This is a genomic window from Wujia sp. (genome assembly GCF_056872695.1).
This window is the reverse complement of sequence record NZ_DBMFCD010000007.1, coordinates 80,784-93,096: the sequence shown is the minus strand read 5'-3', so window position 1 is coordinate 93,096 and position 12,313 is coordinate 80,784. Positions and strand designations below refer to the sequence as shown.

The 12,313-nt window shown below is 43.9% G+C and carries 11 protein-coding genes; all 11 read right to left on the bottom strand.

The window, feature by feature from the left end; genetic code table 11:
- Positions 1-332: 332 nt before the first annotated feature.
- Entirely contained in the window at positions 333-1,160 is an 828-nt protein-coding gene (locus ACZQK9_RS08260; protein WP_483270282.1) for a MetQ/NlpA family ABC transporter substrate-binding protein, read from the bottom strand.
- Between the two features lie 118 nt (positions 1,161-1,278).
- Positions 1,279-1,938, bottom strand: a complete 660-nt coding sequence (locus ACZQK9_RS08255) for a methionine ABC transporter permease (RefSeq protein ID WP_118734337.1) — start codon at positions 1,936-1,938, stop codon at positions 1,279-1,281.
- Entirely contained in the window at positions 1,938-2,984 is a 1,047-nt protein-coding gene (locus ACZQK9_RS08250; protein ID WP_483270281.1) for a methionine ABC transporter ATP-binding protein, read from the bottom strand. Before ACZQK9_RS08250 ends, ACZQK9_RS08255 begins: the two co-directional genes overlap by 1 nt.
- Positions 2,985-3,202: 218 nt before the next feature.
- Positions 3,203-5,479, bottom strand: coding sequence for an FtsX-like permease family protein (locus ACZQK9_RS08245; protein ID WP_483270280.1), 2,277 nt, complete (start codon positions 5,477-5,479; stop codon positions 3,203-3,205).
- 11 nt (positions 5,480-5,490) lie between these two features.
- Positions 5,491-6,189: an ABC transporter ATP-binding protein gene (locus ACZQK9_RS08240; protein WP_440586870.1), complete on the bottom strand. Its 699-nt coding sequence runs from the start codon at positions 6,187-6,189 to the stop codon at positions 5,491-5,493.
- Position 6,190: 1 nt separating this feature from the next.
- Entirely contained in the window at positions 6,191-7,225 is a 1,035-nt protein-coding gene (locus ACZQK9_RS08235; protein WP_483270279.1) for a helix-turn-helix domain-containing protein, read from the bottom strand.
- Positions 7,226-7,430: 205 nt separating this feature from the next.
- Positions 7,431-8,279: a radical SAM protein gene (locus ACZQK9_RS08230; protein WP_195541446.1), complete on the bottom strand. Its 849-nt coding sequence runs from the start codon at positions 8,277-8,279 to the stop codon at positions 7,431-7,433.
- A gap of 105 nt (positions 8,280-8,384) precedes the next feature.
- Complete coding sequence (gene pflB, locus ACZQK9_RS08225) at positions 8,385-10,661, bottom strand: formate C-acetyltransferase (protein WP_118734339.1); 2,277 nt, start codon at positions 10,659-10,661, stop codon at positions 8,385-8,387.
- Between the two features lie 132 nt (positions 10,662-10,793).
- Positions 10,794-11,057 carry a TIGR04076 family protein gene (locus ACZQK9_RS08220; RefSeq protein ID WP_118373513.1) on the bottom strand — a complete coding sequence of 88 codons (264 nt, stop codon included), beginning with the start codon at positions 11,055-11,057 and terminating at the stop codon, positions 10,794-10,796.
- Positions 11,057-11,881, bottom strand: a complete 825-nt coding sequence (locus ACZQK9_RS08215) for a pyridoxamine kinase (RefSeq protein ID WP_483270278.1) — start codon at positions 11,879-11,881, stop codon at positions 11,057-11,059. The genes ACZQK9_RS08220 and ACZQK9_RS08215 overlap by 1 nt, the downstream gene beginning before the upstream one ends.
- Positions 11,882-11,962: 81 nt before the next feature.
- A complete protein-coding gene (locus ACZQK9_RS08210; protein ID WP_117781439.1) occupies positions 11,963-12,313 on the bottom strand; it encodes a LytTR family DNA-binding domain-containing protein in 351 nt (116 codons plus the stop codon).

Below are 12,313 nucleotides of genomic sequence, written 5' to 3'. Positions count from 1 at the left end.
TAAACTGTCTGTTTTCTATTTTATAGACATTTCTCGAAAAAAACAAGAGCAAAATGCATATTTTCCTCTATTTTTTCTCCAAAATCATGGCAAATACTTTCGATTTTTTTGTTTTACGGCAATTGATATCTGCTATCTATATGGCTGTTATGCGTTCTTTTTATATCCGACTGAGAATTTCCATTTTTATCCGTAAAAAAACACCCGGCTGTCTGTCACTCCGACTGTCATTGGGAATGTACAGAGAACCGGGTAGTTCATGTCGTTTATCTTTTGTGCACTATCATTATACGCCTGCCTGTCTGTTCAAGCGGATAACCATTTTGCCATAATTACTCCTCGTAAGGAAGAACTGCTCCATCGTAAGTATCGTTGATGTACTTCTTCACATCGTCAGACTTCAATACATCTACCAGTGCCTTAATCTTTGCACTATCCTCGTTTCCTTCCTTTACTGCAATTACATTTACATATGTCTTGGCAGCTTCGGAATCACTCTTCTCATAAGCAAGGGCATCCTTTCCTACTGAGAAACCGGCAGCAAGTGCATAGTTACCATTCAATACGACAAATGCTGTCTCATCAACGACTCTGGCTACCTGTGCAGCCTCAAGCTCAACAATCTTTACATTATGTGGATTCTCAGCAATATCGTTGACCGTTGCGTTGATACCAGCGCCATCTTTCAATGTGATGATGCCATTATCCTGCAGAAGCAGCAATGCTCTTGCCTCGTTTGTTGTATCGTTTGGTACTGCGATAGAATCGCCGTCTGCGATCTCATCCAAGCTCTTCTTTGTTCCCGGATAGATACCGAATGGCTCATAGTGGATCTTACCTGCAACAGCAAGGTGTGTCCCCTTCTCCTCATTGAAGCTTTCCAGATATGGTACATGCTGGAAGTAGTTGGCATCAAAATCGCCGCTTTCTACAACCTCGTTTGGCTTTACATAGTCATCAAAGACAGTTACCTGCAGATCATAGCCCTGCTCCTTGAGCTTATCCTTTGCGTACTCCAGAATCTCAGCGTGTGGTGTTGCAGATGCTGCAACTGTGATTGTCTTATCATCCTCGCCGCTCTTTCCGCAGCCTGTGAGTGTTCCTACCAAAAATGCACCTGTCAGTGTCAGTGCGAGTAATTTCTTAATTGATTTCTTCATAATTCATGTCCTCTCTTTCCTGTTTTTATAATCATTGAAAACTTTCATCCAATGATCCATTACTTTATATATAAGCAGGTTTCGGTGTGCACATTCCGATTCCCGCATATATTGCAAATTATTTTCTGCGATCCAGACGGTTTGCAACGAACATACCGACCGACTGAAATACCTGTACAATCACAATCAGTAACGCCACCGTAACAAGCATAATATCTGTCTGATACCGGTAATATCCGTAACGGACTGCGATATCTCCAAGTCCGCCACCGCCGACTGCACCTGCCATTGCGGAATATCCAAGGATCGTTCCGATTGCAATCGTTGCACCCGTGATCAGGGAAGTTCTTGCTTCAACAAGCAACACCTTGAAGATGATTCTGCTGTTGCTTGCGCCCATTGCCTTTGCTGCTTCGATGACTCCGTAATCGACTTCCTTCAACGAAGACTCAACCATTCTTGCGATAAATGGAATCGCCGCCGCTGTCAGTGGGACGATCGTTGCAGTCGAACCATAACTTTTTCCAAGCAACAATCTTGTAAATGGAATCAGCAGGATCAACAAGATCAAAAACGGTATGCTTCGCACGATGTTCGCGATTACATCCAGAATCTTATATATCACCTTATTTGGCTTCAATCCCTCTTTATCTGTGATACAGAGGAGAATTCCCATCGGCAGTCCAAATAAATATCCAAATACAGTTGAAACAACGGTCATGTATAACGTCTCAAGAATACCTGTTCCAATCATGGAACGAACCTGTTCTGTCCACATTAGAACGCACCTCCTGTCTTTGTCTCCGACAACTCTTCTAGCTCAAGTCCCCGGTCAATCAGATACTGTTCCATCGCTTTCACATTCGTGGAGCCATTTGGAATCTCCAATATCATCTCTCCCTTTGCCACGCCGCCAACATTCTTGGTTGCTGCTTTCAGGATGTTGATTGGCTCCTTAAATGTCAAGATCATATTTGCAATGACCGGTTCAAACGCGGAATTTTCTGTAAATACGATTCGTATCTTCGTTCCATCCTGAATCTGGTTTGCTGTCTGCTGATCGTCACCATCGGTATCTCCGCCATCGTCCTTTCTGAGCAGTTCTCTTGCCACCTCTGACTTTGGATGATTGAAGATCTCTACAGTACTTCCGTTCTCGACCACCTGTCCATCCTTCATAATTGCTACCCTGTTACAAATCTCCCGGACAACTGCCATCTGGTGTGTGATCACAACGATTGTGATACCAAACCTTTTATTGATATCCTTCAACAAAGCGAGAATCGAAGAAGTTGTCTGTGGGTCTAACGCACTCGTTGCCTCATCACACAGAAGAATCTGAGGATCGGAAGCTAAGGCTCTCGCAATCGCCACACGCTGTTTCTGCCCACCGGATAACTGAGATGGATACGCTTTGGCACGATCCTTCAGACCTACGATATCCAGAAGCTCATAAGCTTTCTTCTTTGCCTCTGCCTTCGACTTCCCCTGAATAAACAATGGGAAGCATACATTCTCCAATACGGACTTCTGCATCAACAAATTGAAATGCTGGAAGATCATGCCGATATGTTCCCGCTGCTTGCGAAGCTCTTTCTCGGAAAGTTTGCTCAGATCCTTATCCTGCACGATCACTGTTCCCTCAGTCGGAACTTCGATATGGTTGATGCATCGCACGAGTGTACTCTTCCCTGCACCGGACATACCGATGATACCATATATGTCTCCGGCTTCAATGTCGAGCGTCACATGCTTCAGCGCGTCAATCTCGCCGTCTTTTGTCTGAAATTTTTTGGATACATCTTGTATCTGGATGATTGCCATAGACGTACTTCCTTTCTCCCGCAGGTTTTATACCCTACTTTTCCTATCTGATATATTATTTATTTCTCTTTCATGGTTTCAGATTATAACGTGCTTCCTCTGTTATGTCAATACAGACAGCCATACATAAAAATGATTGTTTGTTATAATCTTTTCCTATATCAAAAAAGCTGCACCCATTACAGATACAGCTTCTTAATTAATTATAGAAAATATTCCTACTCCCGGTTATCCTTCAGGCTCTCGATCATATCCGCCCGCTTCACTTTCCGACCAAGCAACAACAGGGATACAACGTAGCTTGCAACCAGCAAGACTGCGAATATTATGAATCCCTGCGGTTTGTAAACCGTTTCGATATAAGTATTGTAGGCACTGACGCTCACCTCAAAATTCATCCGGCACAATACCACACCGCCAACCGCACTCATCACAAATCCAATTGGAATCAAAATATGATATATATGAATGATCATCCGGTTAATTTCCTTGTCTTCATATCCAAGCACCTTCAGCATCGAGATGGACGATGCGTTCTCGTTGATCAGCATGTTCACCATCAGATAGATACTGATTACGATAATCACGGCAGCAAAGACAAGACTGATATTGATAAGCTGTTTCATACTAACCGTGATCTCATTGATCTGATCGGACAACGCCTGTTTTGACAAACAAGACAGATATTCGGATTCTTCAAGATCCAGCTTTTTGTCTGACATCAGCGCATTATAGCTTCCCTCTGGAACATCCATAAATGCACAGGCATCCGCCCAGTTTCCATACAGGATACTCTGACAGTCATTCTGTATCACATCATCAATCGTGACCGAGTATTCCTCCATCGTTGCCAGATTGTAGAACCGAAGTGTTTCCCCCTTCGTCACATTATAGAGCATGGACGCCATCGCCGATATGTAATGCTTTCCCTTCATCAGCGTCAGCTCCTCGCCCTGCGTGTTTTTCAGTCCCATATATGGATTATTATCCATACCCATATACAACATGTTTGTCTCGCTGCCTTCCACACCGAAATTTCCGATCATGATCGGAGTCGCATCGGTCACAGGCTCTGTGCGGATATCGGTCAGGAAATATTCGTACTCATAGCTTCCGACTTCATGCACGGACTTGTCACAGAAATTCTCCAGTGAATCCACGCATGCATAACAGAATATCATCAGGATTCCGCCAACCGCAACACCGAAAATTACGACCAGACTTCTTGACCAGTTTCCAATCAATGCCCGAAGCTTAAACTTCGTCGTGAATTTCAGCTTTGATTTCGCCATGCGCATCCGGTTATGCCGCTTCACGCCGCCATTTCCATGCAGAAGATCCACCGTCTTTAACCGAAGAACCCGAAGTGCCGCAAGCATCGCAACCAGCACATATGCAACGACCGGAATCAGGCACACATATATCATCTGCTGTATAGAAGAGCTGTAATCAACCGGCAGCTTCTCTATCTTGTTGCCAAACATCATTTCTATCATTGCATCCCGAAGGGGAATTGCAGAGAGGCTTCCAAGCAACGCACCGCCAACGCCCGGAATCAGTCCAAATATTCCGTAATGCAGTGCCAGCCGTCCTTTGCCATAGCCAAGTGCGCTCAGCACTCCAATCTGTTTTGCTTCGGACTTGATCTTTCTACCGAGCACGATTGCGATTAAAAGCACGATGAACAGCACCATAACCGGCAGAATCATGCCTGTGTACATATCCAGTGTCTTGATCTCGTTTCTTGACGTCCGGATTCGCATATTGGACGTGGCTGCTATATATGAGAGAATGTAATAGTCCTCATGAACCGCCTTCCGAAATGCTTTCTCGTCGGAATTTTCTCCATAGATCACACTGTAATAGGTGTTTTTCTTTGCCGGCTCTATCTCCTCATATGCCGTCTTGCTGACAATCGCACAGCCAAATACATCGAACTGGAACATATTATCTGAATTATTTATATATGGAGATAAATAATCCGGGCGTGCCATCGAACCAACGATCGTATAACGTTTTCCACCAAGCTCAATCGTATCTCCGATCTCAAATCCCCGTAACGACATCATTCTCGGTGTCAGCAGGATTTCATCCCCCGCCTGCACGTCATTACCATCTAATACCTCATAGGTATCAATCTTCTCAGTAGGATCAAATACACGGATCGTATATTCCTCCGCAATATCACTTCCAACCCGCACATCACAGTCTGGATCATCCACATCAAAATCTGCGTATGATTGTTCTTCGATCGTCACATCATACTTTTCTGAAAGTGTCTGCTGTGCATCCTTGTCAATGCTCTGATATGTTGCAAACTGTGCATCCTCCACGTGTTTTTCCTCAAAAAATTTGTCCAGATAATCACCCTCGCCACGGCTGGCACCGCTACATGCAACATATAAAATAATCGCAACCGCTGTCAGGAGCATCACGCATATATAAAAGGACAGATTCTGTTTGATATTTCGTATGTATCTCTTATTTAATGTCATGTCGCCACCCCTTACAGCTCCAGCTTATCTGCCGGAATCTTCGTCTCATTTACTTTGTTTGCGACAACCTTGCCATCCTTGATCCGGATCACACCATCTGCCATACCCGCGATCATCTCATTGTGGGTGATGATTGCGACAGTCGTGCCAAACTGCGCATTGACCTTCTCCACGAACTTTAACACATTCTTAGATGTCTTGGAATCAAGTGCTCCGGTCAGCTCATCACACAGCAGAAGCTTCGGATTCTTGATGATCGCACGTGCGATTGCAACTCTCTGCTGCTGTCCACCGGAAAGTTCATTTGGAAAACGATCCTTATATTTCTCGATATCCACTGCCTGCATCACTTCGTCCAATGGCAATGGTTCTTTTGCGATGTCCGATACGACCTGTATATTTTCCTTCACTGTCAGGTCTGGAATCAGATTATAAAACTGGAATACAAATCCGACATCGGACCGGCGGTACTTCGTAAGCTCGCCTGATTTCAGTTTGGAAATCTCCTTTCCATCCACAGTGATACTTCCAGAATCGAGCGAATCCAGACCGCCAAGCATATTTAACATCGTACTTTTTCCGGAACCGGATGGTCCTAAGATCACATAGATCTTGCCCTGCTCTAAAGCAAGCTCCGTATCATCCAATGCGTGTACTTCCCTTTCTCCCTTTCCATAGCTTTTCTTTGCATGCTGCATCTGAATAAACATCTTATTTTCCTCCATATAATCTTCTATATTCCAATGGTGTATGTCCATATTTCCGCTTAAAAACAGTACCGAATTTGCTCTGGCTCTCATACCCGACTGCGAGTGCGATATCCGCAATCGAATCGGTTCCAGTCACAAGCTTTTTCGCCGCCTCCTGCATCCGGAGATTCTGCATATACCGTTTGACTGTGCTTCCATATACGATCTCAAAATATTTGTTCAGCGAAACGGTGCTGACCGGATAGCTCGCTTCAAGCTCTGTCATAGAGATATCCTCCGCCAGATTCTGCACGATACGGTCGTGGATCTCCTGCACGATCTTCCGCTGTCCCTTCGTCAGATAAAACTGTTGTTCTAACTTCGGAATCGCCTCCGTCTGAATCAGATTCAACACATACAGTGTAGAGATCAGATATGTACTTTTCTCACTCCTGCCATCCTGTATGTTCTCCGCCAAAACCTCGAAAGCTGCCTGGAGTCTGTCCGTACACCGTCCGATAAAGTAATCATCATTCCGGTCATACGCTTCCTGTATCAAGTCCAGATCGATTCCAAACCGCCGGAGCAATGCTTCATCCTCATCACTGATACCATCCAGCGTCATTATAATCTCTAATCCACCATAGGATTCATTATAGAAATTAAACTGCTTCCCGACCTGCTGGTGCCACTCGATACAGAATTCTCCCGGCTTCATATACGCATACCTGCCATCCTGTACCCGGATTTCTGCCTGTCCCCGGTTACAATAATGAATCACAGTGGTATTATCCATTGCCTGTGCCTGTTCATGTCCCGGCACCTGATCCATTCCTGCCATGTAGTATTCCAGAATCTCAATTCCCTCCAGCGGTGTGACAAAATTCATATACTCATCATCTTGTCCCATTTTTAAATGTGTTACCTCCCCGGACAGCTCCGATATTTCAATCTGCAATTTGTCTAAGAAGAAGGATAACATCTCTGGCGGAATTCCTCCTATCAGCGCTTCCAGATACTTACTCCGCTTAATAATTGCCTGTAATCTCTTATTCATATCTTGATTCTCTCCATATGCAACGTTTGTTTGTCACGACTAACTGTATCAAATCATAGCACGTTACAGCCTACTTTTCTATTCCAAATCTCTATTTTTATTCCATTTCTAAAATAAAATAAGACTGCACAATACTCATCTTTCTGAATATTGTGCAGTCTCATTCGTTTTCTTATATTGTCTTATTCTGATTCTATAAGCAAAATTACTTTGCGTCCAGAATCTCTCTTGCAATTTTTTGCTGTTCGTCCGTTGGAGGATCGATTCCTTCCAGCTTATAAGGGATTCCAAGGCGCTCCCACTCCTGAATTCCAAGCTTATGGTATGGCAATACCTCCACCCGGTCAACCGTCTTCAAAGTCTTGATAAACTCAGCCGTCTTCTTCAGATCTGCTTCGTCGGTTGTTATGCCCGGCACAAGGACATGTCGAATCCACATATGCTTTCCCTGATCGGAGAGATACTGTGCCAAGTCTAATATATTCTTATTCGAGAACCCTGTCAGCTCCCGGTGTTTGTCGTCCTCAATCTGCTTGATATCAAGCAGGAACAAATCAGTGAGTGCCATCAGTTCATTAAACTTCGAGAAGAAAGGCTCCTCTCTTGTAAATGGATTGCCCGCTGTATCAATCGTTGTGTGAATCCCCTGTGCTTTTGCAAGCTTGAAGAATTCGATCAAAAAGTCCATCTGCAGAAGTGCTTCGCCTCCGCTGACGGTTATTCCTCCGTCGCCCTTCCAATACGGCTTATAACGAAGTGCCTGCTTGAGCAGATCTTCCGGAGTTCTCGCTTCAACCTTGACGCCTTTATCTAGTAGCAGTTTTGTGTTCTCTTCAATTTTCTTTTCGAGTTCTTCTCGTTCTTTATCATCCGTTGTATCAGCATAGAGCTTTGTGTAATCGGTTACCAGATTCCACGTCTCCGGGTTATGACAGTACTTACAACGCATCTTACAGCCCTGCAAAAATACTACAAATCGGATACCTGGTCCATCTACGGCTCCAAAGCTTTCTGTTGAATGAATATAACCTAAAATCTGTTTCTTCTCCGGCATGTTCCACCTCTAACAATTTTATTTTTATAAAAAGTCCCGGAGATAGTATCTCCGGGACTCCAGTGAATTACTTATCTATCAAAAACATTTTTGACAAACTTCTAATTAAAGTGAGTCATGGAATGTTCTGTTGATAACATCGAGCTGCTGCTCACGTGTAAGAGAGATAAACTTAACAGCGTATCCAGATACACGGATTGTGAAGTTAGCGTACTCTGGCTTATCTGGGTTCTCCATAGCATCCAGGAGCTTATCCTTACCGAATACGTTTACGTTCAAGTGGTGAGCGCCCTGATCGAAGTAACCATCCATAGCGCTTACAAGCTTCTCAGCTCTCTCAGCCTCATCATGACCAAGTGCAGATGGGTTCATTGTCTGAGTATTTGAGATACCATCCAAAGACCACTCATAAGGAATCTTAGCAACTGAGTTCAGAGATGCAAGAAGTCCTGATGTCTCAGCACCGTAGCTTGGGTTAGCACCTGGAGCAAATGGTGTCCAAGCACGTCTACCATCTGGAAGGTTACCTGTGAACTTACCATATACTACGTTAGATGTGATTGTAAGGATAGATGTTGTAGGCTCTGAATTACGGTATGTGTGTCTCTTCTTGATGTCTGTAAGGAACTCATGAAGCAGCCATACACCGATATTATCTGCTCTGTCATCATCATTACCATACTTAGGGAACTCGCCTTCGATCTCGAAGTCTTCTGCAAGTCCTGTCTCTGCGTTACGGATAACCTTAACCTTAGCATACTTGATAGCTGAAAGGGAATCGATAACGTGTGAGAATCCGGCAATACCTGTAGCAAATGTACGACGTACATCTGTATCGATCAATGCCATCTCTGCTGATTCATAGTAGTACTTGTCATGCATGTACTGAATCAGGTTCAGGATATTTACATAAAGTCCTGCTAACCAGTCAAGCATCTGCTTGTACTTAGCAAGTACTTCATCATAGTCAAGGTACTCAGAAGTAATAGGAGCGTAGTCAGGGCCTACCTGCATTGGCTTACCTGTCTTCTTGTCAAGGAACTTCTCATCCTTACCACCGTTGATAGCGTACAGGAGACACTTAGCAAGGTTTGCACGAGCTCCGAAGAACTGCATCTCCTTACCTGTCTGTGTAGCAGATACACAACAGCAGATTGAGTAATCATCGCCCCAGATTGGCTTCATTACATCATCGTTCTCGTACTGGATTGAGCTTGTTCTTACAGAGATCTTAGCAGCATATGTCTTGAAGTTGTTAGGCAATGCTGAAGAGTAAAGTACTGTAAGGTTTGGCTCTGGAGCAGGTCCCATATCCTCAAGAGTATGAAGGAATCTGTAGTCGTTCTTTGTAACCATTGAACGTCCGTCCATACCAATACCACCGACTTCAAGTGTAGCCCATACAGGGTCACCTGAGAACAGCTCGTTGTATGACTTAATTCTTGCGAACTTAACCATACGAAGCTTCATTGTGAAGTGATCGATAAGCTCCTGAGCCTGAGCCTCTGTAAGCTTACCAGCCTTAATATCTCTCTCGATATAGATATCAAGGAATGTAGATACACGTCCTACGGACATAGCAGCACCATTCTGTGTCTTGATAGCTGCAAGGTATCCGAAGTATAACCACTGAACAGCTTCCTTCGCATTTGAAGCTGGCTTAGAAATATCATAGCCGTATGACTGAGCCATAACCTTCATCTCCTGAAGACGTCTGATCTGCTCTGTCAACTCTTCTCTCTGACGGATAACGTCATCATACATATTACCATCGCCGCAGTTAGCCTTATCTTCCTGCTTCCAAGCGATCAGCTGATCAATACCGTAAAGAGCAACTCTTCTGTAGTCACCAACGATACGTCCACGACCATAAGTATCTGGCAAACCTGTTACGATATGTGTATGACGAGCTGCCATCATCTCTGGTGTATAAGCATCAAATACTGCCTGGTTGTGTGTCTTATGATAATCTGTAAAGATCTTGTGGAAGTTCTCGTTTGGCTTGTATCCGTACATCTCGAGTGCTTCCTCAGCCATCTTGATACCACCATAAGGCATAAATGCTCTCTTAAGTGGCTCGTCTGTCTGAAGACCTACGATCTGCTCAAGATCCTTTGTCTCTGGATCAATGTAGCCAGGACCATATGCTGTAATGCTAGATACAACATCTGCATCCTCCTTCAATACACCACCATTGTCTCTCTCTGCCTTCTGAAGAGCCTGAAGCTTATCCCAGAGCTTGTTCGTAGCATCTGTTGGTCCTGCAAGGAAGCTCTCGTCTCCATCATAAGGTGTGTAGTTGTTCTGGATGAAGTCTCTTACGTTGCACTCTTCCTTCCAGAGTCTACCTGTGAATGATTCCCATTCCTGGTTCTGTAACATAATAGTTTCTCCTTTCAAATTATTTATATTATGTTTTATATTAGATGTAATATAAACTCTGACTGTATTATACAAAATGTTTCAAATAAAATCAATAATCCTTATTGTTTTTATTGTTTTTCTTTTCGTACATCAACTGTCTATCCGCTCGATTTTAAATACATTCAGTGTATCCACATCCGGACATGCAAAAACAGCGGTACCGTTCTCCTGTCCCGGTATCTCGCCGCCATACCGGAGGATATCCACGTATGGGAATGCAACGTGCATTGCCATCGGACACAGCTTCCCCCGCTCCGTATCAAAATCATAGGAATCACCGATCTTATGACCTCTGTGACATCCCTTTTCACCCTTCTGATCAATCAGTGTGATCCGAATCCTCGGTCTTGCCATCAGTCAAGCACCTCCAAACAGGTTTCAAGCGGAATCCCCTTATATTTATCTACATTATCCGCATTTACCCTAATCATGATCTTCACGGCATCCATCGTCTCTGCGGTTGCAGTCTGCAGATCTTTACCGCTCATAAGCTTTCCGATAAATACAGCCGAGAAGATATCTCCGGTTCCCGGGAAACGTACCGGAATCTCTTCGAAATCAACCTTAAAATATTCTTCCTTCTTGTGGTCGTATCCGACAACCGATCTGCAGTCTGTGCCCGCGATCTTCGCACTTGTGATTACAATTGATTTCGCACCAAATGCACGAAGCTTGTCGATCATCGCATGATATTCTTCCTCTGTCACACCATCTTCCTTATATGGAAGCCCAGTCAGATATGCCGCCTCGGTATAGTTCGGTACGATGTAGTCCGCAACCGAAATCAGCTTGCGCATCAAATGAATCGTCTCCTCTGTAATTCCGTTATAGAGCTTTCCCTCATCTCCCATAATCGGATCTGTGAAGATCGTTACACCTTTTTCCGCCCGTGCCTTACAGAACTTAGTCACAAGCTCCGTCTGCTCCTTTGACACGATAAATCCGGTTGAGATCGCATCGAATTCAAATCCCAGCTGTTCCCAGACAGCGATCGCATTTTTCATGTAACCGGTTGTATCCAGGATGTCGAACTTACCGTAATCAAGCGTGTTCGATACGATTGCCGTTGGCAGATTAAATACCTCATATTTCATATGGGAAAGCACCGGAATCATCGCGGATAACGCAACCTTTCCATAGCCAGCCATGTCGTTGATCAAAAGTAATTTCTTGCTCATTTTGTGTCTCCTTTTTCTAACCTTTATGCCAATTGTCTTTCATCATAGCATATTTTCTGTCAGAAAAAAACACAAAAAACATTAACTGATTTTCTTCCATTTCATGGATGAAAGCAATGGTTTGTAGTACATGCGGCTTGCAATGACCGCCTCTCCGTTATCCATCATAATCTTCCCTCGGCTGCCTGAAATCGAAGCAATACTTGAGATTCTGTCTGTATTTACAAGCATAGATTTGGATGCCCGGGTAAAATCATACGCATTTACCTTCTCTTCAATCTGGTAAAGGCGATTCTTTATCTCATAAATTTCCTGTTCCGTATAGGCAAACACTTTCTCTCCTACTGCCTCAAAATACAGGATTTCATCCGTTGAAATCCGATATAATTCTCTATGTTCTCCATATCCTGTGATTTTGTTTGCATCGCCCAT

What these genes read in the sequence shown, in the direction of transcription:
- pflB (WP_118734339.1), bottom strand. Translation starts at nt 10,661, where the DNA reads ATGTTACAGAACCAGGAATGGGAATCATTCACAGGTAGACTCTGGAAG.
- ACZQK9_RS08255 (WP_118734337.1), bottom strand. Translation starts at nt 1,938, where the DNA reads ATGTGGACAGAACAGGTTCGTTCCATGATTGGAACAGGTATTCTTGAG.
- ACZQK9_RS08215 (WP_483270278.1), bottom strand. Translation starts at nt 11,881, where the DNA reads ATGAGCAAGAAATTACTTTTGATCAACGACATGGCTGGCTATGGAAAG.
- ACZQK9_RS08245 (WP_483270280.1), bottom strand. Translation starts at nt 5,479, where the DNA reads ATGACATTAAATAAGAGATACATACGAAATATCAAACAGAATCTGTCC.
- ACZQK9_RS08260 (WP_483270282.1), bottom strand. Translation starts at nt 1,160, where the DNA reads ATGAAGAAATCAATTAAGAAATTACTCGCACTGACACTGACAGGTGCA.
- ACZQK9_RS08240 (WP_440586870.1), bottom strand. Translation starts at nt 6,189, where the DNA reads ATGTTTATTCAGATGCAGCATGCAAAGAAAAGCTATGGAAAGGGAGAA.
- ACZQK9_RS08230 (WP_195541446.1), bottom strand. Translation starts at nt 8,279, where the DNA reads ATGCCGGAGAAGAAACAGATTTTAGGTTATATTCATTCAACAGAAAGC.
- ACZQK9_RS08210 (WP_117781439.1), bottom strand. Translation starts at nt 12,313, where the DNA reads ATGGGCGATGCAAACAAAATCACAGGATATGGAGAACATAGAGAATTA.
- ACZQK9_RS08250 (WP_483270281.1), bottom strand. Translation starts at nt 2,984, where the DNA reads ATGGCAATCATCCAGATACAAGATGTATCCAAAAAATTTCAGACAAAA.
- ACZQK9_RS08220 (WP_118373513.1), bottom strand. Translation starts at nt 11,057, where the DNA reads ATGGCAAGACCGAGGATTCGGATCACACTGATTGATCAGAAGGGTGAA.
- ACZQK9_RS08235 (WP_483270279.1), bottom strand. Translation starts at nt 7,225, where the DNA reads ATGAATAAGAGATTACAGGCAATTATTAAGCGGAGTAAGTATCTGGAA.